Origin of the sequence: Micromonospora sp. DT231, from assembly GCF_049847025.1 — a bacterium.
Lineage (GTDB): Bacteria > Actinomycetota > Actinomycetes > Mycobacteriales > Micromonosporaceae > Micromonospora.
In genome coordinates this window covers 118,753-142,781 of record NZ_JBNCNO010000006.1, presented here as the reverse complement: position 1 = coordinate 142,781, position 24,029 = coordinate 118,753, and the positions used below count along the sequence as shown (strand labels likewise).

Below are 24,029 nucleotides of genomic sequence, written 5' to 3'. Positions count from 1 at the left end.
ACAGGTCAGGTCACGGGCGGGGGAGAGCCGCCTCGATCAGCGCGTTCTGCTCGACCTCGTGGGTCTTCGCCGAGCCGACCGCCGGGGCGGCCGCGGCCGGGCGGGAGATCCGCCGCAGCCGGACGTCCGTGAGGTGCTCCAGCAGGTTGAGCGCGACGAACGACCAGGCACCCTGGTTGGCCGGCTCCTCCTGCACCCAGGCGAAGTCCTCCGCGTTGGGGAACTGCGCGAGGGCGGCCCGGATCTCCTCCACCGGCAGCGGGTACAGCTGCTCGATCCGGAGGATCGCGGTGTCGGTGACGCCACGCTCCTGCCGGGCCTGGAACAGGTCGTAGTAGACCTTGCCGGAGCAGAGCAGCACCCGCTTCACCGCCTCCGGGGCCGGGGCTGCCGTGTCGCGCAGCACAGGCTGGAAGGTACCGGTGGTGAAGTCCTCCACCGGGGAGACGCAGAGCTTGTGCCGCAGCAGCGACTTCGGCGTGAACACCACGAGCGGCTTGCGCTTGGGCGACAGCGCCTGGCGGCGCAGCAGGTGGAAGTAGTTCGCCGGGGTGGTCGGGATGGACACCCGCATGTTGTCCTCGGCGCACATCTGCAGGAACCGCTCCGGCCGGCCGGAGGTGTGGTCCGGCCCCTGGCCCTCGTGGCCGTGCGGCAGCAGCAGGGTGACGGCGGAGCGCTGACCCCACTTCACCTCGCCGGACGAGATGAACTCGTCGATCACCGACTGGGCGCCGTTGACGAAGTCGCCGAACTGGGCCTCCCAGGCGACCAGGGCGTTGATGTTCTCCACCGAGTAGCCGTACTCGAAGCCCATCGCCGCGTACTCGCTCAGCAGCGAGTCGTGCACGAAGAACCGGGAGCGCTCGCCGTCGCCGGTGAGCGACTTCAGCGGCAGGTAGTCGTCGCCGGTGCGGGAGTCGACGATCGAGGCGTGTCGCTGGACGAACGTGCCGCGACGCGAATCCTGCCCGGCGAGCCGGACGGTGACCCCGTCGTGCAGCAACGCCCCGAGCGCGATGATCTCGCCGAAGCCCCAGTCGATGTTGCCCTCGACGGACATCTTGGCCCGCCGGTCCAGCAGTTGCTGGATCCGCTTGTGCGGGGTGAAGCCCTCCGGGAGGTTGGTGTGCGCCTCGCCGATCGCCTTCACCACGGACGCGTCGGTGGCGGTGTCGACCTGCGGCTCCGGCTCCTCCTCGCGGCGCGGCCGGTTGAGCTGCCGGGGCGCCGAGGCGGCGTCCCGGGTGGCCTTGAAGACCTTCTCCAGCTGCGCCTGGTAATCGCGCAGCAGCTCTTCCGCGTCCTCCACGGTGATGTCGCCGCGACCGATCAGCTCCTCGGTGTAGAGCTTGCGCACCGAGCGCTTCGAATCAATGATCTTGTACATCTGGGGGTTGGACATCGAGGGGTCGTCACCCTCGTTGTGCCCGCGCCGCCGGTAGCAGACCATGTCGATCACGACGTCCTTGTTGAACGTCTGCCGGTATTCGAAGGCCAGCCGAGCAACCCGGACCACGGCCTCGGGGTCGTCGCCGTTGACGTGGAAGATCGGCGCCTGGATCATCCGGGCCACGTCGGTGCTGTAGAGGCTGGACCGGCTGTATTCCGGGGCGGTGGTGAAGCCGACCTGGTTGTTGACCACCACGTGCACGGTGCCGCCGGTGCGGTAGCCGCGCAACTGCGACAGGTTGAGCGTCTCGGCGACCACGCCCTGCCCGGCGAACGCCGCGTCACCGTGCACCGCCAGCGGCAGCACGGTGTAGCCCTCCAGCTTGAGGTCGATCCGGTCCTGCTTGGCCCGGACGATGCCTTCCAGCACCGGGTCGACGGCCTCCAGGTGCGACGGGTTGGCCACCACCGACACCTTCACCGAGTGCGCGCCGTCGGGGGTGGTGAACTTGCCGTTCTGGCCCAGGTGGTACTTCACGTCACCGGAACCCTGCGTCGAGCGCGGGTCCAGGTGGCCCTCGAACTCCGAGAAGATCTTCTCGTACGGCTTGCCGACGATGTTGGCCAGCACGTTGAGTCGGCCCCGGTGCGCCATGCCGATGACGACCTCGTCCAGGCCGTTCTCGGCGGAGGACTCCAGCACCTCACCGAGCAGCGGGATCAGCGACTCGCCGCCCTCCAACGAGAAGCGCTTCTGGCCCACGTACTTGGTCTGCAGGAAGGTCTCGAAGGCCTCGGCGGCGTTGAGCCGGTTTAGCACGTGCTTCTGCTCGTCGGCGGCCGGCTTCTCGTATTTGCGCTCGATCCGTTCCTGCACCCAGCGCCGCTCCTCCGGGTCCTGGATGTGCATGTACTCGATGCCGACGCGGCGGCAGTACGAGTCGCGCAGCACGCCGAGGATCGAGCGCAGCTTCATCCGCTGCCGGCCGGCGAAGCCGTTGACCGGGAACTCGCGGTCCAGGTCCCACAGGGTGAGCCCGTGCTGGAGGACGTCCAGGTCGGGGTGCTTGCGGATCTTGAATTCCAGCGGGTCGGTGTCGGCCATCAGGTGACCGCGCACCCGGTACGCGTGGATCAGCTCGTGCACCCGGGCGGTCTTGTTGATCTGACCCTCGGAGTTGACCGCGACGTCGCGCATCCAGCGCACCGGCTCGTACGGGATGCGCAGCGAGGTGAAGATCTGGTCGTAGAAGCCGTGCTCGCCGAGGATCAGCTCGTGCATCACCTTGAGGAACTCGCCGGACTGCGCGCCCTGGATGATCCGGTGGTCGTACGTGCTGGTCAGCGTGATGATCTTGCTGACGGCCAGCTCGGCCAGGGTGGCCTCGGACATGCCCTGGTAGGGGGCCGGGTACTCCATCGCGCCCACGCCGATGATCGCGCTCTGCCCCTGCATGAGGCGCGGCATCGAGTGCACGGTGCCGATGCCGCCCGGGTTGGTGAGCGAGATCGTGGTGCCGGCGTAGTCGTCCATGGTCAGCTCGTTGCGCCGCGCCCGCCGGACCACGTCCTCGTACGCCTGCCAGAACTGCCGGAAGTCCATCGACTCGCAGCCCTTGATGGAGGGGACCACCAGGTTGCGGCTGCCGTCCGGCTTGGCCAGGTCGATCGCGATGCCGAGGTTGACGTGCGCCGGGCGGACCATCGCCGGCTTGCCGTTGGCCTCGGCGAAGGAGTTGTTCATCTCGGGGTGCTGCACCAGCGCCCGGACCAGCGCGTAGCCGACCAGGTGGGTGAAGCTGACCTTGCCACCGCGCCCCCGGGCGAGGTGGTTGTTGATCACGATGCGGTTGTCGACGAGCAGCTTGGCCGGCACCGCGCGCACGCTTGTCGCGGTGGGCACGCTCAGCGAGGCGTCCATGTTCTGGACGATCTTCGCGGCGACGCCCCGCAACGGCGTGGTCTGCGGGCCGTCGGCGGTGGGGGCGGCGGCCTTGGCGGCCGGCTTGGCCGGGGCGGCCTTCTCCGGTGCGGCCTTCGCCGGCGCGGCCTTGGCCGGTGCCGACGGCGCGGCGGCCGGCTTGCTGGCGGCGGCGGGCTGCGCGGTGGCGCTCGGCTGCGCGGTGGCGCTCGGCTGGCTCACCGCGGCGGCCGGCTCCGGCTGCCCGTCCGGCTCCGGAGCGGCGGCCGGCTTCTCCGCCGACTCGGCCTTGCGGGGCGTGGCCGCCCCGGGCGCCGGTCGGTAGTCGGCGAAGAAGTCGTGCCAGGCCGAATCGACGCTCGTTGGGTCGGCGAGGTAACGCTGGTACATCTCCTCGACGATCCACTCATTCGGGCCGAAACCCGCCAGTGGGTTCTCCTGCGAAGTCTGCTGGGTCGACACGGCCGGTAATCGCCTCTTTCACGCGGGTTGTGTGGCACGCGGTGTGTCCCTCGTGCCCGATTAGGAGCACGGACTGGACGTCTCCCAGGCTACGCCGTACCGATCCCGCAAGCATTTCAGCCTCGGTCCCGTGGCCGGTTTCACAGAAGATGCCAGAAGTTCAGCAACCGCTGCGCGGCCCGGTGCGGGACTGGTAACGCATGGTCACCCGCGCGGGGCGGGCACCGACCCCGGAGCGGGGCGTGTCGCCGCCGCCCCCGGGGTCGGAACCGCCGTCAGGCGATGTCGCGACGTCGCGTGATCAGGACTCCGGCGACCCCGCTGACGAGCGCGTAGCCGATGAGCACCAGGGCGCCGACCCACCAGGACGGGGTGAACTCCGTGGTGCCTTCCGTGATCATGACCTGGGACGCCACCGCCGGCCAGACCACCTGCCACTTGAGTACCGCCTCGCTGTCGAGCACGTTCGACAGGAGCAGGAACAGCAGACCGACCACCTGCGTGCCGATCAGATAGAGCACCGCCGCCGTGATCACCGCGCCGAGCTGGTTGGTGATCAGCGTGCCGATGCCCACGCCGAGGATCGTCCAGATGGCGTACGCGAGCAGGTTGAACAGCAGCGCCCGCTGCACCGGCCACTCACCGAGCTGGGTGCCGTAGTCGTTCAGGGACAGGAAGATCGAGCCGGCGGCCAGGTCGATGAGCGTGGTCGCCAGCCAGAACATGAAGCCGAGCAGGCTGGCGGCGACGAGCTTGCCGACGATGACCGACGTGCGCCGGGGAGTCGTCAGGAACGTCGTGGTCGCGGTCTGGTGGAAGAACTCGTTGGTGACCATCAGGATGCCGATGAGCATCACGAACATCAGCCCGAGGTACTGGCCCGAGGTGTAGAGGTTCGCCGCCTGCGCCGGCGCGGTCGCCTGCTCGGCGCTGACGCCGATGTTCTCGGCGTCGCCACCGAGCGCCGTGACGAGCAACCACGCGTTGATCGCGAACGCCAGGGCGATCGAGAGGAACGCGCCGAGGGCCAGCCACCACCAGGTGCTGGTGGTACGGATCTTGAGCAGTTCGGCTCGGACCAGGTTCATCGGATGCCCGCCTTTCCGGCCGTGAGCTCCAGGAAGACCCGTTCCAGATCGGGCCGTTCGGTGGACAGTTCGTGCAGCTCGACGCCGGCGGCCAGGGCGGCCCTGCCGATCGTCGGGGCGTCCACCCCGGCGACCAGCAGCACGCCCTGCTCGTCGGTGTCGACGGTCGCCGACTGCGCCTTCAGGGCAGCGACGAGCGTCTCGGCCTGCGGCGTGCGCACCCGCACCCGGGCGCTCTGCGCCATCGAGCCGAGGACCTGGTCGACAGGTCCCTGCCGGACCAACTGCCCGGCCGCGATGATCACCACGTCGTCGGCGAGCAACTGCATCTCCGACAGCAGGTGGCTGGAGACCAGCACGGTGCGGCCTTCGACGGCGAGGTTCTTGAGGAACCCACGCATCCACCGGATGCCCTCCGGGTCCAGCCCGTTGGCCGGCTCGTCGAGGATCAGCACGCGGGGGTCGCCGAGCATCGCGGCGGCGATGCCCAGCCGCTGCTTCATGCCCAGCGAGTAGCCCTTGAACTTGCGCTTCGCCGCCGGGGTCAACCCGACCAGGGCCAGCGCCTCGTCGGCCCGCTGGCGGGGCAGCCCGGCCGCCGCGCAGATGACCCGCAGGTGGTTGATGCCGGTGCGGCCCTTGTGCGCGCTCGAGGCCTCCAGCACCGCGCCGACGTGCCGCAGCGGGTCCGTGAGGTCGACGTACCGGTGGCCGCTGATGGTGGTCGTGCCGGCAGTCGGCGTGACCAGGTTCAGCAGCATGCGCAGGGTGGTGGTCTTGCCAGCGCCGTTCGGGCCGAGGAAGCCGGTCACCCGCCCCGGTGCCACGGTGAAGGACAGGTTGTTCACCGCCCGCACGTTCTTGTACTGCTTCGTCAGACCGGACACCACGATCTGACCGTCGCTGGTGGGGCTTCGCTGCCCGTCAGTCATCGTTCTCCTCCCGTGTGTGGCGTCGAGGTACGCCGTGGCACAGCGTGACGGCCCGGGGCAACAAGGTCAATCAGGCGCGGTCCGTATGTTCGCCTCCACCGCAGGGTGGAGACGCATCCGCCCTGCGGACGACGGGCCGGAGGTCAGCGGGCGATCCAGGTTGCCCGGGCCGCGCCGAGCAGCGTGCCGTCCGGGCCGTACAGGCTCGTGTGCACGAGCGCCTTGCGCCCGTCGACGCCGCGCAACGCCCCGGTCACCACGCAGTCGTCGCCCGGCTCCGGCAGCGCGGTGACCACGGCGGCGATCCGACCCAACAGGTACGGGCGGCCCGGCGCGAGCACCGTCCAACCGCCGGGGCAGTCCAACGCCGCCCAGATCGTGGCCGCGCTGACCCGCTCGGGCACCCGGAACGGCGCCGCGGTCCGCCCGTCCGGTAACCGGCCGGGAAAGATCCGCAGCCCGTCGGTCCGCTGCGGCCCGCAGACGTAGCAACCGGGGAACGGATGCTCGACCAGGCCGGGGTAGCGGTCCGCCGCGGCCACCGCGGTGTCCAGGTCGACCGGGGGTACGACGACATCGACCACGCCGGCCGGGCGCACCTCGGCCACCAGGTCGCCGGCCGGGTCACGGACCTCGCCGTCGGTGAGACTCAGCTCGGTGTCCAGTGGTGGCGGTCGGCGCAACGTCACCTCGACCGTGCCCGTGCCGCCCGACCCGGCGGCGAACACTCCCGCGCTCCAGCCGCCGTTGCCGGAGCCGGGCGGCCCGTTGTAGCGGGACTCGATCCGCATCGTCGACCTCCGGTGGGGCTTGCCGGCGTCGTCGCCGGTCCGTCGCGCAGCCTCGCACGACCACCTGTGGGGCGCATCTGCCGGCCGGCGTTCATCCTGCCGACACCGGTGGTCCGAGTGAATGGCAACCCGAGCACCTACACAGATTGCATGGCCGTTCTGCATGCCGCTGGCGCACCCCTGACGACCAGCGGATACACCCTGCTGATCGCCGACGACCCCATCCAGGTCGCGGCCGCGCAACGCCTGCGCCACGAGGTGTTCGCCACCGAGTTAGGCGCCACCCTCCTCCCCGGTGCGGCCGGGCTGGACGTGGATCCCTTCGACGCGTACTGCGACCATCTGATCGTCCGGGAGGACAGCACCGGCGAGGTGGTCGGCACGTACCGGCTGCTGCCGCCGGGCCGCACCAACCGACGCTACGCCGAGGACGAGTTCGACCTCGGCGCGCTCGATCCGCTCCGCGATGACCTGGTCGAGGCGGGCCGGTCCTGTGTGCACCCCGACCACCGCTCCGGCGCGGTGATCAACCTGATGTGGGCGGGCATCGTCCGGTACCTGCACCTGCGGGGCTCCCGTTGGCTCGGCGGCTGCGCGTCGGTGCCGGTGGCCGACGGTGGGCGGACGGTCGCCGAGGTGTGGACCCAGGCCCAGGCCCGACACCTGTCACCGCCGCCGCTCCGGGTGCGCCCGCTGCGGCCCTGGTTCGCCGAGGCGACAGCCCCCTCGGTGGCCGCCGCCGATCCGGCCGGCCGTGTCGCGGTGCCGCCGCTGCTGCGCGGCTACCTTCGGCTGGGCGCGTGGATCTGCGGCGAGCCGTCGTACGACAGCGACTTCGGCTGCGCGGACTTCTACGTGCTCTTCTGCCTGGACCGGATGAATCCGCGTTACCTGCGGCACTTCCTGGGCGAGGCACAGCGATGACCGCCGGGTCGCACGACCTGTGGCGGCCGTCGTCGGGTTGCGACGACGACTGTCTGCCGCCGACCGGCGCGGTGCCCACCGTGTCGGTGACCCGTCGGGCGCTGCGGTTGGTCGCCGTGGCCGGCATGCTGCTGGCCGGTGTCGGCCTGGTGGTGCTGCTGCCCGTACTGCCGGTTCGGGAACGGCAGGCGGCGGTGCGCGGTTGGGCCCGGTGCACCGCGCGGGCCTTCGGGGTCCGGCTGGTGATCCGGGGTCGGCTGCCTCGGCGGCGGGCGCTGCTGGTCGCCAACCATGTCTCGTGGCTGGACGTCCTCGCGGTGCTTGCCGTCGCGCCCAGCCGGATGGTGGCGAAGCGGGAGATCCGCTCCTGGCCGGTGTTCGGCCTGTTGGCCGCGGCGGCGGGCACCGTCTTCGTGGACCGTGCCCGGCCGCGCGCGCTGCCGGCCATGGTCGGCCGGATCGCCGACACGCTGCGCGCCGGCCGGTCCGTGGCGGTCTTTCCGGAGGGGACGACCTGGTGCGCCGCCGCCGGCGACTGCCGCCCCGGCGGCGGTTTCCGGCCCGCGACGTTCCAGGCGGCCATCGACGCCGGCAGCCCGGTGGTGCCGCTGCGGCTCGCCTACCGCTGCGCGGCCACCGGTACGACCACCACGGCCGCTGCCTTCCTCGGCGCGGACACGTTGCTGCGGTCGATGGTCCGGGTGGTCGCGGCACGGGAGTTGGTGGTGTCGGTGACGATCGCCGCCGCGCTGCATCCGGCCCGTACCGCCGACCGGCGGTTGCTGGCTCGGGCCGCCGAGTCGGCCGTACACCTGGTGCCTGCGGCAGGCGCGCTGACGCGGACCCGGCCGCACCCGGCTCCCACGGCAACCGCGGCAGCCCTGGCGGTGCCCACGGTGCCGACATCGGCCGTAGGAGCAGGGCTAGATCTAGCAGCCTAACCCTGCGAAACCCCACCCCCCACCCCCACCCCACCCCACCCCACCCCACCCACCCCCACCCCCACCCCCACCCCCCTCGCGCGTTGATCATGAGGTTATCCGCGCGTGTCGTCGGCGTGTCGGACGATAACTCCATGATCAACGGGCGCGGCCGGCCCACGGTTGGAGGGGGGCCAGCTCGCGACTGTCTTGTGGTGTCGCGATGTATCGCGTTACTGTTCTCCCTGTCAGGCGCGTGTCCGCGCGCCGTCGAGAGGGGGATGCCATGGCCGCATGGACGGTCGAGAGCCCGCAGCGGCTCACCGTGGACGGGCCGGTCACCCGGCTGGACGTGCGCCTGGTCAGCGGGCGGCTCAACGTGGTCGCCGCCGACGGGCCGACCCGGATCGACGTGACCCAGGTCGGCCGTCGGCCGGTCCGGATCGAACATGCCGACGGCCGGCTCAGCATCCGTCAGGAACGCGGCCGGAGCTGGTCGGACGTCCTGCGGTGGTTCCGGATGATCCACCGCTATCCCCGGGTGGACGTCTCCGTCGCCGTGTCCGCCGACGTCCTCGCCGACCTGGGCCTGGTCGCCGGCTCGCTCGTCGCCTCCGGCCTGCGCCGGCAGACCAGGATCCACGTCACCGCCGGCCAGATCACCCTCCGGGGGCTGCGCGGCAACACCACCGCGAACATCACCTCCGGCCCGGTGGAGGCGCTCGGCGTCCGCGGCGATCTCACCCTGGAAACGGTCTCCGGCGAGGTGATCATCGCCGACAGCGCCGCCGATCGGGTGCGGGCGCAGACCGTCTCCGGCGCGATCACCTGCGACCTGGACAACCCTCGGCGCAGCGAGATCCGGTTGACCACGATCTCGGGCGGCATCACCGTCCGGGTCCGCGAGGACAGCGACCTCACCGTCCAGTTGCAGACCGCCTCGGGCCGGATCACCAGCGGCTTTCCGCAGGTACGCACCTCGACGTTCCCACTGCGCAGCAGCGAGGGAGTGCTCGGCGCCGGCGAAGGTAAGCTCTGGGCTTCCGCGACCTCGGGGAGCATCGCCCTGCTCGCCCGCGCTGTCGACCACGATGGGGAGGAGCTGCCGTGACCGCCGTGTTCAGCCACGGGCGGCTCCGGCTCTACCTGCTCAAGCTGCTCGACGACGGCCCGAAGCACGGCTACGAGCTGATCCGCCTGCTGGAGGACCGGTTCCTCGGGCTCTACGCGCCCAGCGCCGGCACCATCTACCCCCGGCTGCAACGGCTTGAGGTCGAGGGTCTGGTCAGCCACACCGCCGCCGGTGGCCGCAAGACGTACGACATCACCGACGCCGGTCGCGCGGAGTTGCGCCAGCGGGCCGGCGAGTTGGAAGCGCTCGAAGCGGACATCGCGGCCTCGGTGGCAGACCTCTCCACTCTGGCCGGCGAGATCCGCAGCGAGGTACGCGGCTCGGTGCGCGACCTCAAGCGGGAGCTGAGCGAGGCCACCCGGCAGACCCGGCGCACCCGGTGGGACGCGCCGGCCCCGCCGCCCCGGCCGGCGTCGACCGCCGGGCCGCAGGCCGAGCTGCTCGACGAGCTCGACAAGCGGCTGCACGCGTTCAGCGCCGAGGTGGGCCGGTTGACGCGTGCCCGGCAGTTCAGCGACACCCAGTTGCGCACCGCGATCCGGCTGCTCGACGGCGCCCTGGACGGGCTGCGCAGGCTGCTGCGCTGACCGGCGTCGCCGGGCGGCGGTGCAAGCCGTCGCCGGGCGGCGGTGCAAGCCGTCGCCGGGCGGCGGTGCAAGCCGTCGCCGGGCGGCGGTGACTCACAGCTTTTTTCCAGGAAGTGCCCAGCGCGGGCGCAGTCCTGTCGCCGATGATGGGCGCATGCCCGCTACCCAGACCGAGGCGCGACTTCTCGTCGTCGAGGACGACCCCAACATCCTCGAACTGCTCTCCGCGAGCCTGCGCTTCGCGGGCTTCGACGTGGCCACCGCGACAAGTGGGAGCGCGGCGCTCAACGCCGCCAAGGACCACCGGCCCGACCTGGTGGTGCTCGACGTCATGCTGCCGGACCTGGACGGCTTCGAGGTCATCCGGATGCTGCGTGAGGGCGGCACGCGTACCCCGGTGGTCTTCCTGACCGCTCGGGACGCCACCGACGACAAGATCCGTGGGCTGACCCTGGGTGGGGACGACTACGTCACCAAGCCGTTCAGCCTGGAGGAGTTGACCGCCCGGATCCGGGCCGTGCTGCGCCGCACCACGACCGGCGGGCAGGCGCCCTCCCGGCTCACCTTCGCCGACCTGGAGTTGGACGAGGAGACCCACGAGGTGCACCGGGCCGGTCAGCGGGTGCAGCTCTCGCCGACCGAGTTCAAGCTGTTGCGCTACCTGATGCTCAACGCCAACCGGGTGCTCTCCAAGGCGCAGATCCTCGACCACGTCTGGAACTACGACTTCCGTGGTGACGACAACATCGTCGAGTCCTACATCTCCTACCTGCGGCGCAAGGTCGACACCACCCAACCCCGGTTGATCCACACGCTGCGTGGAGTCGGGTACGTCCTGCGCAAGCCGGCGGCGTGAACACGGTCCAGCAGGCGAAGGGACGGCTGCGGGGCGTACCGCTGCGGATCAAGTTGGTGACCGCGGTGCTGCTGCTCGTCGCCGCCGCGCTGCTGGTGATCAGTTCGCTGACCACTATCTTCCTGCGCAGTTACCTGGTCACCCAGGTCGACACCGAGCTGAGTGTCTCGGCACGCAGCATCGACAAGGTCGTCACCGCCCAGCAAGGCGGTGTGCGCTTTCCGACCGACTACCTGCTGGCGGTCATCGATCCGATATCCGGCCGGCAGGTGGCCTACGACGACAAGCGTTTCGTCCTGAGCGACCTGCCACCGATCCCGTCGGACGCCGCCGGCTTCGAGAAGCTGGAGGGCAAACCCTTCACCGTCCGGGCACAGGACAGCAAGGTGCGCTGGCGGATGCTCTACACCCAGCTGCCCAACGGTCAGCCCCTGGCCATCGGTCAGCACCTCACCGACGTCGACCAGGCGGTGAAGCGGCTGGTCTGGATCGACCTGCTGGTCGGCGGGTCGGTGCTGATCATGCTGGCCTCGGTGGGCGCGGCGATCGTCCGGACCAGCCTCAAACCGCTTGTGGAGATCGAACGAACGGCCGCCGCCATCGCCGGCGGCGACCTGACCCAGCGCGTGCCCGACCCGGAGGAGGGCCAGGCCGACCCGACCTCCGAACTGGGCCGCCTCTCCCGCGCGCTGAACGCGATGCTCACCCAGATCGAGGCGGCGTTCACCGCCCGAGCCGCCTCGGAGATGTCGGCGCGTTCGGCGGAGAGCTCCGCGCGGGACGCCGCCTACGCCGCTCAGGCGTCCGAGGCGCGGGCCATCCGCTCCGAGGAGCGGATGCGACGCTTCGTCGCGGACGCCTCGCACGAACTACGGACCCCGCTGACCACCATCCGTGGTTTCGCCGAGCTGTACCGGCAGGGCGCCGCCCGGGAGCCCGAGCAGACCGCCGGCCTGCTGCGCCGCATCGAGGACGAGGCGGCCCGGATGGGGCTGCTGGTGGAGGACCTGCTGCTGCTGGCCCGGCTGGACCGGGAACGGCCACTCTCGCTGACCCCCGTGGAGCTGCCGGTGCTCGCCTCCGACGCGGTGCAGGCCGCCCGGGTGATCGCCCCGGACCGCCGGATCGAGTTGGAGATCGCGCCCGGATCGGGTCCGCTCGTCGTCTCCGCCGACGACGCGCGGCTGCGTCAGGTGATCGGCAACCTGGTCACCAACGCGCTCACCCACACCCCGCCGGACGCCGAGATCCGGGTGCGCCTGCGGGCCGAACCGGGAGGTCACGCCGTCATCGAGGTGGCCGACAGCGGTCCGGGCCTCTCGTCGGAGCAGGCGGAACGGGTCTTCGAGCGGTTCTACCGGGCCGACGCGGCACGCACGCGGCGGGCCGACGGCAACACCGGCACCGGCCTCGGCCTGGCGATCGTGGCGGCGCTCGTCGCGGCCCACCACGGCTCGGTCGAGGTGGCCGAGACACCCGGCGGCGGGGCCACCTTCCGGGTCCGGCTGCCGCTGCTGCCCCACGTCGACGACGTCGGCGAGTGACTTTCAGCCAACTTCCAGGACGGTTCCAGGTTGATTGCAGTGCCGAGGGAGAAGGTAGTGCCATGACCGAGTACGAGTCCGACCCGCAGCGCCGGCCGGCCCCCACCGACGCCGAGCCGTCGCACCCCACCGCCGAGCTGCCACGCGACGAGCGCGCGCAGTCCGACTCCCCGACCACTCCCGTCCAGGTCGTCTCGACCACCGGTGACGCGCAGGTCACCGGTGACGCGCCGACCACGGGTGACACGCCGACCACCCGTGACACGGAGACCACCGCGGTCACCGAGGCCGCACCCGTCGCCTACGGCGAGCAGCCCGCCAGCACGCCGCCGGCCGCCGCACAGCCGACCGGGTACGAGCCGCCGGCCGCTACCCCGTCCGCGCCGCCGTACCCGGTCTCCGGTTACCCGGCGCCCGGCCAGCCCGGCCAGCCCGGCTACCCCGCGCCCGGCCAGTCCGGCTACCCGCAGCCGAACGCCGGCCAGTACCCAGGTGCTCCCTGGTACGCGGGCCAGCAGTCCGGCTGGGCCGGCGGGGGACAGCCGGGCATGGCGTACCCGCAGCACCAGCAGCACCCCGGGCAGCACCAGCAGCACCAGCAGCACCCCGGGCAGCACCAGCAGCACCCGGGGCAGCACGCCCAGCACCCCGGACAGCACCCGCAGCACCCCGGACAGCACCCGGGTCAGCCGGTTCCGCCGTGGGGTCCGCAGGTCGCGCCGCCCGGGAGCGGTCCCCGGCCGGGCCGGATCGCGAAGTTCGCCGGCGCCGGCGTGGCGGTGTTCGCGCTGATGCTGGGCTCCGGCGTGGCCGGTGGGGCGCTCGCCCTCGCTCTCGACGGCGACAGCGGCGGCGTCACCCGCACCTACACCGCGGCGCCGGTGCTCAACAGCGCCGACCTGCCGAAGATCGCCGCCTCCGTGCAGGACAGCGTCGTCTCGATCACCACCGGCAGTGGCGAGGGGTCCGGGGTGGTGCTCACCGCCGACGGCTACGTGCTGTCCAACAACCACGTGGTCGCCTCCGCCAGCGGTAACACCGTCGAGGTGGTCTTCGCCGATGGCACGAAGGCGCCCGCGAAGATCATTGGCACCGACCCGAAGACCGACCTGGCCGTGGTCAAGGCCGACGGGGTCACCAACCTCAAGCCGGCCAAGTTCGGCGACAGCGACGCCATGCAGGTCGGCGACCAGGTGCTCGCCCTGGGCAGCCCGCTCGGCCTGCAGGGTTCGGTGACCTCGGGCATCCTCAGCGCCCGGGACCGCACCATCCGGGCCGGCCAGGGCCAGCAGGAGGACCCGACCCAGCAGAGCCAGCCGGTCAGCTCGATCTCCGGTCTGCTCCAGACCGACGCGCCGATCAACCCGGGCAACTCCGGCGGCGCGCTCGTCAACACCCGGGGTGAGGTGATCGGCGTGAACACCGCCATCGCGACCTCCGGGCAGAGCACCGGCAACATCGGGGTCGGGTTCGCCATCCCCAGCAACAAGGCAAAGGACGTCGCCGGCAAGCTCCAGCGCGGCGAGAAGGTCAGCCACCCGTCGCTCGGCGTGGGCGTCAACCAGGCCGAGGGCGGCGGTGCGCTCGTCGCCTCGGTCGCCCCGGGCAGCCCGGCCGAGAAGGCCGGCCTCCAGCGCGGCGACGTCGTCACCCGGTTCGGCGACAAGCTGGTGAACGACTCGGACGACCTGGTCGGCGCGGTCCAGGCCGGCAAGGTCGGCGACCGGGTCGAGGTCCAGTTCAAGCGGAACGGCGCCGAGAAGTCGGTGTCCGTGACGCTCGCCGAGACGTCCTGACAGATATCTGAACCTGCTTCCTCCCTCCGGCGGCGGGTGGCGGGGCCGAGGGGGTCGGCTCCGTCACCCGCCGCGCTTTTCTCCCCAAGACGGCGGTTCACCCGGATCGGGTGAACCGCCGTCACCCGTGTGCCCGGCAGGTTGCGGGAAGCGGGTCTCGGCGACCGGAACCGGGGGTGGGTGCCATGACCGAGGTGGTGGACGTCCGCGACGACGAGCGGATCCAACGCGACGTCCTGGCGGAGTTGGCCTGGGACGCAAGACTGCGACCGAACGAGATCGGCGTGAGCGTCGATGCGGGCGTGGTCACCCTGACCGGGTACGTGGACGGTGCCGCCCACGGTTGGGCCGCGACCCGGTGTGCCCAGCGGGTCCGTGGCGTACGGGCGGTGGCCGACGAGATCGAGGTGCGGCTGCCGGGCACGCCGGGGCGTACCGACGGCGAGATCGCCGTCGCCGCCTCCCGTGCCCTGGAGTGGGACAGCTTCGTGCCCGCCGAACGGATCGACGTGACGGTGGCCAACGGCTGGCTGATGCTGCGCGGTGAGGTCGAGTTCGGGTGGCAGCGGCGGGCCGCCGAGGGAGAGGTGCGCCGGCTCGACGGCGTACGGGGGATCACCAACCTGATCGAGGTACGACCGCTGGCCCCGCCGGTCGCTGACCGACTGCGTCAGGACGTCCAGCGGGCGCTGGCCCGCACGATCGGCGGCGAGCGGGTGACCGTCGAGGTGGACGGCGACACGCTCGTCCTCGCCGGGGTGGTCCGGTCCTGGTGGGAACGCGACCAGGTCGAACGGGTCGCCTGGTCTGCGCCGGGAGTGCGGATGGTGCACGACCAGCTCCTGGTCGGCGGGTGAGCGTCCGCCTTGTCCGGTTTACCCGGGACGTCACGGGGAACCCGCCGCCGACCACGCCGGTCGGCGGTCACGTCGTACCGGGGATCAACGGGGAGGACTCGTGGCCGTGAACCACCCGCCCGCGGGCCGCCCTCCGGAGCGGTCGCTGCGCATCGCGATGGTGGTTCCGCCCTGGTTGTCCGTGCCGCCACCCGGTTACGGCGGCCTTGAGCAGGTCGTCGCCGCGCTCGTGGACGCGTTGAGCGGCCAGGGACACGCGGTGACCCTGTTCGGCGCCGGCAGCCACCACGGCACCGCCGCCGACGGCTTCGTCTCGACCGTGCCCGACGTCCAGTACGAGCGGCTCGGCGAGTCACTGCCCGAGCTTGCCCACCTGGCCCGGGTGAACCGGCTGATCACGGCGGCCGACTTCGACGTCATCCACGACCACACCACCATCGGTCCGCTGATCGCCGGCCGCCGGGCCGTGCCGACTGTCGCGACCGTGCACGGCAACCCCGTGGGGGAGTACGGCGACGTGCTCAGCGAGATCGACTCGGACGTGGCCCTGGTGGCGATCTCGCATGCCCAGCGCCGACTGAACCCGAGCCTGCCCTGGGCCGGCACCGTGCACAACGCGCTCGACATCCGCGGCTTCCCGCGCAAGACCGAGCCCGGCCGGGGGCCGGTGCTGTGGCTGGCCCGGTTCAGCCCGGACAAGGGGCCCGACGTCGCCATCCAGGCCTGCCGGGAGGCCGGGTTGCCCCTGCTGCTCGCCGGGAAGTGCAACGAGCCGGCCGAGCGCCGCTACTACGAGCAGGTCGTCGCCCCGCTGGTCGACGAGAACGTGACAGTCGTGCTCAACGCCGACCGCGCGGCGACGCTGCGGATGCTCGTCGACGCCCGTTGCCTGATCATGCCGATCCAGTGGGACGAGCCGTTCGGCATGGTCATGTTGGAGGCGATGGCGACCGGGACACCTGTGGTCGCGCTCAACCGGGGTGCGGTGCCGGAGCTGGTCCGGCCCGGGGTGACCGGGCTGGCCTGTGCGCACCCGGGGGAGTTGGCCGGGGCCCTGCGCGCGGCGGAGCAGCTCGACCCGGAGGACTGCGTGGCGCACGTCGCGCGGAACTTCTCGGTCGAGCGGATGGCGTACGGCTACGCGGAGATCTACCGGCGCTTCGCCGCCGGTGGTCACGACGTACGCGAGTCGGCCGGGGTCTCGGCCCGCTGATCCCGGGGCGCCGTGCGGTCAGACCCGGGCCATGCCCAACTCGACGATGGCGACGTCGAGCCGCTGCGCGTACGCCGGACTGATGCCACCCTCGCCGAGGCGGACCGCGACCTTGTTGCGCAGCCGGGCCACCGGTGGCGCCAGCTCGTCGCGGCCGGAGCTGACCGCGGCGGTCAGGTTGCGGAGCTCGTTGCGCAGGTCGAGGCCGACGTCGCTGCGAATCTCGCCGGCGCTGAGCCCTGCCGTGATCAGCTCGTCGACCCGGTTGGCGGCCTCCACGAGGGTGGTCGGGTCCGAGGTGGGTGCGCCGGTCCGTGGCACCGCCGGCGGTGCCGTCGTCGGCTCGGGCGGCGCGGAGGTCGGCGGCGCGGTCGTCGGAGTCGTCACGGGGCCGGCCGTGGGCTGCGCCCGCCGGGTGGGTTGCTGGTCGGGCCGCAGGGCCACGCCGATCAGCGCGATCGCGACCACCAGGACCACGGGCACCAGCAGCAGCGCCAGCCGCCGCCGCGACCAGCGCGACCCGACGGTGGTGTCTCCGGTGGGGATCCCGCCGGCCGCCGTGTCACCGGTCGCCGCCGCGACGGTCACGGGCTGCGGTGGCAGGGGCCGGGTGGGCACCCGGACGGTCGTGGGTGGCGGGTCGGCCGACGCCAACTGGTCGCGAAGAGTGGTGGCGACCTGTCGGGCGGTCGGCCGGTCCGCCGGGTCCCGGGCGAGGCTGCGCAGGCAGATCCGGGCCACCGCCGGAGGCAGCTCCGGCAGCTCGGCGAGCGTCGGCGCCGGACCGTCGGCCAGCGCGGCGCTGAGTTGCTCCCAGGTCTCCGCCGGATAGGGGACCCGGCCGGTGAGTGCCTCGTGCAGCAGCACGCCGAGTGAGTACACGTCTGTGGACGGCTGGGCCGGTGCGCCGTCGAGCCGTTCCGGGGCGACGTACGCCGGGGTGCCGAAGGTCCCGCCGTCCTCGTCCTCGTCGGGCGCGCCGATCCGGGTGGCGATGCCGAAGTCGAGGACCTTGACCCCCGAACCGGTCATCATCACGTTGGCCGGAGTGATGTCGCGGTGCACGATGCCCAGTCGGTGCGCGGCGGCCAGGGCGTCGGCGACCTGCGCGCCCACCTGGACCGCCTCGGTCCACGGCAACGGCCCCTCGGTGAGTCGCAGCTCCAACTCCTCGCCGCTGAGCAGCTCCATCACCACGAACGAGGTGATCGAGCCGTCCGGGGCGACCGTCTCGCCGTAGTCGTGCACCGATGTCACATGGGGGTGCACCAACTGGGCGGCCGCCCGCGCCTCGTCCCGCACCATGCCCCGGAACCGCGCGTCGGCGGCCAGCGAGGGGGCGAGCACCTTGAGCGCGACGACCCGGTCCAGCACCTCGTCGCGGGCACGCCAGATCACGGACATGCCGCCGGCGCCGATCTGGTCGAGAAGTCGGTATCTCTGGGCCAGCAACCGGCCCGGATGCAGTGCTGCCTTCACCGATCGCACCTGCCTCAGGGGTGGGAGCGGTATCAGGTTGCGCGAATGCGTCCGGCCTGTCAACGCCGTCAACGGCTCCGGTCGCCGGGCGGTGTCTGGCGTGCGCCGACCGCCCGGCGACGGCGGCCGGTCGGTCGGCGGCGGGCCCGTGCCAGGATGAGGGGCATGGCGGCGGGACCTGTGGCGTTCGTGCTCGGCGGCGGGGGAGTGCTCGGCGCGGTCGAGGTGGGCATGCTGCGCGCGCTGTTCCGCGCCGGCATCCAGCCCGACATGGTGCTCGGCACCTCGATCGGCGCGGTGAACGGCGCGCTTGTCGCCGCCGACCCGTCGGAGGCGGTGACCGACCGGCTGGTCCGGCTCTGGGCCTCGCCGGAGGCGAGCGAGGTGTACGGCGACTCGGTCGCCCGGCAGTTGCGTCGTTTCGCCGCCCGTACCCACCTGCACTCGCCCCGGCCACTGCGCCGGCTGCTCGAATCCGAGCTGGGGGTGGACACCACGTTCGCCGACCTGCGGGTGCCGTTCCGCTGCTGCGCCGCGCACATCGAGCGGGCCGCCGAGCACTGGTTCGACAGCGGTCCGGTGGTGCCGGCGGTGATGGCGTCGGCGTCGGTGCCGGGCCTGCTCCCGCCCATGGAGATCAACGGCGCGCACTACGTGGACGGCGGCATCGTCAACTCCATCCCGATCGGCGAGGCGGTGGCCGTCGGCGCCCGTCGGATCTACGTCCTCCAGGTGGGTCGGATCGAACGCGAGCTGACGCCGCCCCGACGGCCGTGGGAGATCGCGCAGGTCGCGTTCGAGATCTCCCGCCGGCACCGCTTCTTCCGGGAGATGGCCGCGCTGCCCGAGGGGGTGGAGGTGCACGTCCTGCCGACCGGCGGGCTGAACCCACGCGACGACACCCCGTGGGCGTACCGGGACATGGCGGCGGTGGGGCGGCGGATCAGCCGGGCGTACACCGCCTCCCGGCGCTACCTCGCCACCCACCAGGAGCGGTGATGCCGCTGCCCCCGAGGTGGCTACGCCGGTTGCTGCTCGCCCCCGCCGTGGTGGTGCTCGCCTTCGTCGTGGTCACCACGTTGCCGGTCTGGGCATTCCTCGCCGCAGCCGCGTCGCCGCTGGTCCCGGGCCGGTTACGCCCGCTGCGGCTGCTCTGGATCGGCTGCGTCTACCTGGTCTGGAACGCCGCCGCGCTGCTCGCGCTCTTCGTGCTCTGGGTCGTCTCCGGTTTCGGCTGGCGGGTGCGGTCCCCGGCCTTCCAGCGCGCACACTACGTGCTGGCCGGCTGGTTCCTGCGGGTGCTGTTCTGGCAGGCCCGCTGGACACTGCGGTTGCGTATCGACGTGGTGGGCACCGACCCGGACACCGCACTGCCCGGCCGGCCCGAGCTGGTGCTCTGCCGGCACGCCGGGCCGGGTGACTCGTTCATCCTGATCCACGGCCTGGTCAACTGGTTCAAACGGGAGCCACGGATCGTCCTGAAGGACAGCCTCCAGTGGGACCCGGCGATCGACGTGCTGCTCAACCGGCTGCCGAACCGCTTCATCGCGCCGACGCCGGAGCGCGGCGAGGAGACGGTACGCCAGGTCGGGCACCTGGCCACGGGCCTGGACGACAACGACGCGTTCGTCATCTTTCCCGAGGGCGGCAACTTCACCCCCAAGCGGCGACTGCGCGCCATCGCCCGGCTGCGTTCCCTCGGCCTGGAACGGATGGCCCTGCGCGCGGAGCGGATGCGGCACGTCCTCGCCCCGCAGCCCGGCGGGATGCTCGCCGCGCTGGACGCGGCCCCGGACGCCGGGGTCATCTTCGTCGCCCACACCGGGCTGGACCGGATGCTCACCGTCGCCGACGTGTGGCGGGAACTGCCGATGGACAAGCAGATCGTGATGCGGTTCTGGTCGGTGCCGCCGGAGGACGTGCCGGCCGGACGGCAGCAGCGCATCGACTGGCTGTTCGACTGGTGGGCGCAGATCGACGCCTGGATCGCGGTGAATCGATGAGCGTGCGCCGCGCGGCCTCGCGGTCGGGAGCGAAAAGCCGGCTCGAAGCGATGGCGCCGCGTAGGGTGCGGGCGTGGATCAGATCTGCGTGGTGACGACGGTGGTGGATGCGCGTTCGGTCGCCGACGTGCTGGCGGCCGCGGCCGTTGCCGGTCGGCTCGCCGCCTGTGCACAGGTGGGCGGTCAGGTGGACAGCACCTACTGGTGGCGGTCCGGAGTGGAGACCAGCTCCGAGTGGTCGGTGCAGTTCAAGACCGCACCGGACCGGTTGGCCGCGTTGGTGGATCAGATCCGGGTCAGCCATCCGTACGAGGTGCCGGAGATCCTGGTGTCCAGGGTGGACAGCGGCGACCCCGCGTACGTGACCTGGGTGTTCGAGCACACCCGACCCTGAGTACGCGGACTCTGGGCCGTGCCCGGGTCGGCCGCCGATGATGACCGGGTGGATGACACCGGATATCCCTGCCCGGCCTGTGGTGCTCCCGCCGGTCTGAGCACCGGCTGCACCGGCTGCCGGCGCGCGCCCGACCCGATCGCCGCCGAGGTGTTCCGGTTGGGCCGAGAGGTGGCCCAGCTTGAGCCGGAGGTGGAGCGGGCCCGTCTCGCGTACACCGAGCTGGCGGGACGCCTGTCGGCCACGTCGCGGCGGCGGGCCGAGCTGGCGGCGGTCGTCCGCGCGGGGTTGGCCGTTCCGGCGGCGGCGCGCCCCACGCCTGTCGTCGGACCACTGCCGGTCGACCGCCCAGGCGCACCGGCGGGTGCGGCGGAGGCCTCCACCCGGACCGTCCAGGGTCTGCTCTTCGTCCTCGGTGGACTGTTGCTGGGCACCGCGGCGGTGGTGTTCACCGCGGTGGCCTGGGCGGCGGTGGGGGTCGGCGGACGGGCGTTGATCCTGGCCGTGTTCACCGCGCTCATGCTGGCCGTACCGCTGCTGGCGGTCCGTCGGGGGCTGCGCGGCACGGCGGAGACGTTCGCCGCGGTCGGGTTGCTGTTGCTGCTGCTGGACGGTTACGCGGCCTGGTCGGTGGACCTGGCCGGGGTGGCCGGCTGGCCCGGCAGCCGGTACGCCGCGCTGGTCGGGGGGGCCAGCGCGGCGGTCGCCGTGGCGTACGGCCGGTGGAGCAGGTTGACCGGCCCCTGGTTCGCAGCCCTGCTGGCCGCCCAGCCGGTGGTGCCGCTGTTGGCCGTCGAGGCCGAGCCGGGTGCGGCCGGATGGGCGCTGGTCCTGCTCGCCGTGGCATTGCTGGACCTGGCCGTGCTCGTTGCGCTGCGCGGCCGGGACGGCGTGGCCCTGCTGGTCGGCCGGGTGTTCGCGGCGGTCGGTCTGGTGATCGCGCTCGTCGGTGCCGCGAGTTGTGCCCTGGTGCCGCTGGCCGTCGGGCGGGCGGCGGGTTCGCCGCTGCTGGCCGGGTTGCCGCTGTTGCTCGTCGCGTTTACCGGGGTCGGCGCGGCCTGGCTGGTCGGTGGCCCGGCGCTGCGGGCGGTGGCCGGCGGGTTGGTGGTGCCGGTGCTCGCCGCCGCGCTGCTGCGCCCGGTGGTCGAGCTGCGGCCGTCACTGCTGCTGATCGCGGCGGCGACGGTGGCCCTCGTGCTGGCCGGCGCGGTGCGGCTGCTGCCGGGCGCGGCGGAGTTGCCGGTGCGGGAGTCGCCGGGTGCGGCGGAGTCGGAGTCGCCGGGTGCGGCGGAGTCGGAGTCGCCGGGTGCGGCGGAGTCGGAGTCGCCGGGCGTGGCCGGGCCGGAGGTGTCCGGGCGGGGGCCTTCCGCCGCCCTCGGGTCGGCCGTGGTGGGCGTCGGGGGTTGGCGGAGCGGGCCGCGTGCCGGTGCGCTGCTGGTCGCGGCCGGCACGGCCCAGGTGGCCGCGCTGATCACCGCCGTGCTCGCGGTGGCGGCCGTGAGCCGCTCGCTGCCGCCGTGGCGCGGGGCCGCGACGGGCCCGGACCTGGACTGGGGTTGGCAGCTCGCACCCGCCGTGGTGGTGGCGCTCGGCGCGACGGTGCTGCTGCTGCCCCGCCGGGCGCGAACGGTGCTCGCCCTGGCCGGCGCGGTGGCGGCGCTGCTCGCCCTGCCCGTCGGCTGGGCGGCCCCCTGGCCGGCGGTGGTGGCCGTCGACCTGATCGGCGGGGCGGCGCTGCTTGTCGCCGTGCTGGCCCGCCCGGCGAGCCGCCCGGTCACGCTGCGCACCCGCGCGCTCGGTGGCGCTGTCCTGCTCGGGCACGGGTTGCTCGTCGCCCTGGCCACCCCGACCGGCGCCCTGGTGGCGCTCGGCAGCATCGCCGTGGTCGGGCTGGCCCTGGCCGCACGACCGGACACCGGGCCGTACCGGCAGGTGGCCGGCGTGGGGCTGCTGGTCGCGCAGCTCGCGCTCCCCGGGGTCGCCGCCGTGGCGCTGTTCGCCGCGGGTGCGCCCACCTGGTGGCAGGCGCGGCTGGCACTTCTGGCCGCCGGGCTGCCGCTGGTCGCGGTGCTCGCGGCGCGTCGCCACCGAATGGAGCTGACCGGGTACGCGGTGACCGGCGCCGTGGTCGCGGTGACCGTGCCCGGACTCGCGCCGCTCGTCGTGGCGGGGAACGAGTCCGTCCCGCTGTACGCCGCGCTGGCGGCACTGGGCGTCGCGCTCGTCGACCGGTGGGACCGGCCGGCGGCCGGCGAGCGGGAGCCAACCCGGCGGGGCCTGCCGGTGGCGGCGGGTGGCGTACTTGCGGTGGTCGCGGTCCTGACGGCCCTGCCGACGGTGCTGACGGCGATCGTGTCGCCGTACGGCGATCGGGGGCGGGTGTGGTCGGGCGTGCCCACGATCGTCACCGACCCGACGGCGCTTCCGCGCGGGCTGGCGCTGGCCGTGCTGGCGGTGGCCGTCGTGCTGGCCGGTCGGCGGGTCCGCCCACGGGTGCTGCCCGCGCTGCCGTTCGTCGCGGTCGCCCTGCCGGTGCTGCTCGTCGCGATCGGCACGCCCTGGCCGGTGCTACCGGCTGCTGTCCTGCTCGCCGGGTTGGCCGCGCTGCTGTTCGCGGCGCTTGCCGCGCGCCCGGCGCTCGCACCGGTCCTCGTACCGGTGGGGGTGGTGCTGACCGCGTCCGGTGTGGCGGGGCTGCTGGCCACCCGAGCCGGCACGCTCGCCGCGCAGGGAGTGCTGCTGGTGGCGGCGGTCGTCGTCGCCGTCGGGGCGCGCGTGGTCGAGGTACGTGTCACGGGTTGCCTGGCCGCGGTGGGGGCGGCGTCCGCGCTGGCGGTGACCGCACCGCTCGCCGGAGGGTTGCCGCTGCGGGCGGCGGCGTACCCGCTGCTGGCGGTGGCCGCGCTGGTGCTGGCCGTCGCCGCGGCGACCTCGTCGCGGGCCCGGGTCGGGCGGGTGCTGGACGCTGCCGCGCAGGCGGTCGCGCTCGTGGCGGCGGTGCTCGCCGTCGAGGTGGCGCGGCATCTCGCCACCGTCTGTGTGCTCTGGGGCGTGGCCGTCGCGCTGCGGCTGCTGCGCCGGGGTGAGCCGGTCGGCCGGCGGTGGGCGTTCGCCGGCATCGCCGCCGGCAGCGAGTTGCTCGGGGCCTGGGTGCTGCTCGCCGCCGGCGGCGTGACAGTGCTGGAGGCGTACACCCTGCCGGCCTCGGCGCTCGCCCTCGGCGCGGGTCTGCTGGCGCTGCGCACCCGGCCGGGGCTGACCAGCTGGCCGGCCCTCGGCCCGGGGCTGGTCGCGGCGCTGCTCCCGAGCCTCGTGTCGGTGCTGGCCGGGGCGGATCCGCAGCCGTGGCGGCGACTGTTCCTCGGTGCGGCGGCCCTGGGCGTGGTGCTGGCCGGCGCTACCCGCCGATGGCAGGCGCCGGTGCTGCTCGGCGGTGGCGTGCTGGCGCTGTTGGCGTTGCACGAGCTGGCGCGAGGTTGGGACCTGCTGCCCCGGTGGATCTACCTCGGTGTGGGCGGGTTGGCGCTGGTCGGGCTGGCCGCCACCTACGAGCGGCGGCGGCGTGATCTGGCGCGATTGCGGGCCACGGTGGCCCGGCTGGGCTGAGCCGCACACCATCGGGGGTAGTGCCCGCCCTACCCCCGATTCGGGGGTTGTCAGGGTTACTCAGCGCTACTGCTAAGCCGGAGACTTGAACAACGAGCCCGAGCCGCACCGGTTCAGGCACAAGCGGATCGG

The 24,029-nt window shown here is 72.8% G+C and carries 18 protein-coding genes; 13 read left to right on the top strand and 5 right to left on the bottom strand.

Features of this window, described 5'->3' with window-relative positions; genetic code table 11:
* Positions 1-10 precede the first annotated feature (10 nt).
* The 4 genes from ACPXBU_RS17545 to ACPXBU_RS17530 all read right to left on the bottom strand — a co-directional run bounded on the left by ACPXBU_RS17545 (position 11) and on the right by ACPXBU_RS17530 (position 6,586).
* Positions 11-3,775: a multifunctional oxoglutarate decarboxylase/oxoglutarate dehydrogenase thiamine pyrophosphate-binding subunit/dihydrolipoyllysine-residue succinyltransferase subunit gene (locus tag ACPXBU_RS17545; RefSeq protein WP_425758848.1), complete on the bottom strand. Its 3,765-nt coding sequence runs from the start codon at positions 3,773-3,775 to the stop codon at positions 11-13.
* Positions 3,776-4,050: 275 nt separating this feature from the next.
* Positions 4,051-4,863 (bottom strand): ABC transporter permease, encoded by an 813-nt coding sequence (locus tag ACPXBU_RS17540; protein ID WP_393371903.1) that lies wholly within the window; start codon positions 4,861-4,863, stop codon positions 4,051-4,053.
* A complete protein-coding gene (locus tag ACPXBU_RS17535) occupies positions 4,860-5,795 on the bottom strand; it encodes an ABC transporter ATP-binding protein (protein ID WP_393371900.1) in 936 nt (311 codons plus the stop codon). Before ACPXBU_RS17535 ends, ACPXBU_RS17540 begins: the two co-directional genes overlap by 4 nt.
* A 143-nt stretch (positions 5,796-5,938) precedes the next feature.
* Entirely contained in the window at positions 5,939-6,586 is a 648-nt protein-coding gene (locus ACPXBU_RS17530; protein WP_393371897.1) for a hypothetical protein, read from the bottom strand.
* A gap of 150 nt (positions 6,587-6,736) precedes the next feature.
* Between ACPXBU_RS17530 and ACPXBU_RS17525 the strand changes: the two genes are divergently transcribed.
* The 9 genes from ACPXBU_RS17525 to ACPXBU_RS17485 all read left to right on the top strand — a co-directional run bounded on the left by ACPXBU_RS17525 (position 6,737) and on the right by ACPXBU_RS17485 (position 16,415).
* Entirely contained in the window at positions 6,737-7,510 is a 774-nt protein-coding gene (locus ACPXBU_RS17525) for a GNAT family N-acetyltransferase (protein ID WP_425758847.1), read from the top strand.
* Positions 7,507-8,451 carry a lysophospholipid acyltransferase family protein gene (locus ACPXBU_RS17520; RefSeq protein WP_425758846.1) on the top strand — a complete coding sequence of 315 codons (945 nt, stop codon included), beginning with the start codon at positions 7,507-7,509 and terminating at the stop codon, positions 8,449-8,451. Before ACPXBU_RS17525 ends, ACPXBU_RS17520 begins: the two co-directional genes overlap by 4 nt.
* A gap of 265 nt (positions 8,452-8,716) precedes the next feature.
* The gene (locus tag ACPXBU_RS17515) at positions 8,717-9,541 is read left to right on the top strand and encodes a DUF4097 family beta strand repeat-containing protein (RefSeq protein WP_393371892.1); all 825 of its coding nucleotides are present in this window, start codon (positions 8,717-8,719) and stop codon (positions 9,539-9,541) included.
* On the top strand, positions 9,538-10,149 hold the full coding sequence (locus ACPXBU_RS17510) for a PadR family transcriptional regulator (RefSeq protein WP_357806225.1): 612 nt from the start codon (positions 9,538-9,540) through the stop codon (positions 10,147-10,149). Before ACPXBU_RS17515 ends, ACPXBU_RS17510 begins: the two co-directional genes overlap by 4 nt.
* Positions 10,150-10,303: 154 nt before the next feature.
* Positions 10,304-11,005 carry a response regulator transcription factor gene (locus ACPXBU_RS17505; protein ID WP_355033347.1) on the top strand — a complete coding sequence of 234 codons (702 nt, stop codon included), beginning with the start codon at positions 10,304-10,306 and terminating at the stop codon, positions 11,003-11,005.
* A complete protein-coding gene (locus tag ACPXBU_RS17500; RefSeq protein ID WP_425758845.1) occupies positions 11,002-12,549 on the top strand; it encodes a sensor histidine kinase in 1,548 nt (515 codons plus the stop codon). The genes ACPXBU_RS17505 and ACPXBU_RS17500 overlap by 4 nt, the downstream gene beginning before the upstream one ends.
* 62 nt (positions 12,550-12,611) lie before the next feature.
* Complete coding sequence (locus ACPXBU_RS17495; RefSeq protein ID WP_425758844.1) at positions 12,612-14,345, top strand: trypsin-like peptidase domain-containing protein; 1,734 nt, start codon at positions 12,612-12,614, stop codon at positions 14,343-14,345.
* A gap of 185 nt (positions 14,346-14,530) precedes the next feature.
* The gene (locus ACPXBU_RS17490) at positions 14,531-15,202 is read left to right on the top strand and encodes a BON domain-containing protein (RefSeq protein WP_425758843.1); all 672 of its coding nucleotides are present in this window, start codon (positions 14,531-14,533) and stop codon (positions 15,200-15,202) included.
* Positions 15,203-15,359: 157 nt separating this feature from the next.
* A complete protein-coding gene (locus ACPXBU_RS17485) occupies positions 15,360-16,415 on the top strand; it encodes a glycosyltransferase family 4 protein (protein WP_425759018.1) in 1,056 nt (351 codons plus the stop codon).
* A gap of 18 nt (positions 16,416-16,433) precedes the next feature.
* Here ACPXBU_RS17485 and ACPXBU_RS17480 read toward each other — a convergent pair whose 3' ends face one another.
* Positions 16,434-17,894, bottom strand: coding sequence for a serine/threonine-protein kinase (locus ACPXBU_RS17480; protein WP_425758842.1), 1,461 nt, complete (start codon positions 17,892-17,894; stop codon positions 16,434-16,436).
* A 165-nt stretch (positions 17,895-18,059) separates the two neighbouring features.
* Here ACPXBU_RS17480 and ACPXBU_RS17475 point away from each other — a divergent pair, with 165 nt between their 5' ends.
* The 4 genes from ACPXBU_RS17475 (at position 18,060) to ACPXBU_RS17460 (ending at position 23,897) form a co-directional block, all read left to right on the top strand.
* Positions 18,060-18,893 carry a patatin-like phospholipase family protein gene (locus ACPXBU_RS17475; RefSeq protein WP_425758841.1) on the top strand — a complete coding sequence of 278 codons (834 nt, stop codon included), beginning with the start codon at positions 18,060-18,062 and terminating at the stop codon, positions 18,891-18,893.
* Entirely contained in the window at positions 18,893-19,897 is a 1,005-nt protein-coding gene (locus ACPXBU_RS17470; RefSeq protein ID WP_425758840.1) for a 1-acyl-sn-glycerol-3-phosphate acyltransferase, read from the top strand. Before ACPXBU_RS17475 ends, ACPXBU_RS17470 begins: the two co-directional genes overlap by 1 nt.
* 73 nt (positions 19,898-19,970) lie before the next feature.
* Positions 19,971-20,291 (top strand): divalent-cation tolerance protein CutA, encoded by a 321-nt coding sequence (gene cutA, locus ACPXBU_RS17465; RefSeq protein WP_393371872.1) that lies wholly within the window; start codon positions 19,971-19,973, stop codon positions 20,289-20,291.
* 48 nt (positions 20,292-20,339) lie between these two features.
* Entirely contained in the window at positions 20,340-23,897 is a 3,558-nt protein-coding gene (locus tag ACPXBU_RS17460; protein WP_425758839.1) for an SCO7613 C-terminal domain-containing membrane protein, read from the top strand.
* The last annotated feature ends 132 nt before the right edge of the window (positions 23,898-24,029 follow it).

Bases quoted from the DNA above. Each gene is read 5' to 3' on its own strand.
- ACPXBU_RS17535 (WP_393371900.1), bottom strand. From the start codon at position 5,795: ATGACTGACGGGCAGCGAAGCCCCACCAGCGACGGTCAGATCGTGGTG.
- ACPXBU_RS17540 (WP_393371903.1), bottom strand. From the start codon at position 4,863: ATGAACCTGGTCCGAGCCGAACTGCTCAAGATCCGTACCACCAGCACC.
- ACPXBU_RS17490 (WP_425758843.1), top strand. From the start codon at position 14,531: ATGACCGAGGTGGTGGACGTCCGCGACGACGAGCGGATCCAACGCGAC.
- ACPXBU_RS17485 (WP_425759018.1), top strand. From the start codon at position 15,360: ATGGTGGTTCCGCCCTGGTTGTCCGTGCCGCCACCCGGTTACGGCGGC.
- ACPXBU_RS17495 (WP_425758844.1), top strand. From the start codon at position 12,612: ATGACCGAGTACGAGTCCGACCCGCAGCGCCGGCCGGCCCCCACCGAC.
- ACPXBU_RS17470 (WP_425758840.1), top strand. From the start codon at position 18,893: ATGCCGCTGCCCCCGAGGTGGCTACGCCGGTTGCTGCTCGCCCCCGCC.
- ACPXBU_RS17530 (WP_393371897.1), bottom strand. From the start codon at position 6,586: ATGCGGATCGAGTCCCGCTACAACGGGCCGCCCGGCTCCGGCAACGGC.
- ACPXBU_RS17475 (WP_425758841.1), top strand. From the start codon at position 18,060: ATGGCGGCGGGACCTGTGGCGTTCGTGCTCGGCGGCGGGGGAGTGCTC.
- ACPXBU_RS17515 (WP_393371892.1), top strand. From the start codon at position 8,717: ATGGCCGCATGGACGGTCGAGAGCCCGCAGCGGCTCACCGTGGACGGG.
- ACPXBU_RS17505 (WP_355033347.1), top strand. From the start codon at position 10,304: ATGCCCGCTACCCAGACCGAGGCGCGACTTCTCGTCGTCGAGGACGAC.
- ACPXBU_RS17520 (WP_425758846.1), top strand. From the start codon at position 7,507: ATGACCGCCGGGTCGCACGACCTGTGGCGGCCGTCGTCGGGTTGCGAC.
- ACPXBU_RS17525 (WP_425758847.1), top strand. From the start codon at position 6,737: ATGGCCGTTCTGCATGCCGCTGGCGCACCCCTGACGACCAGCGGATAC.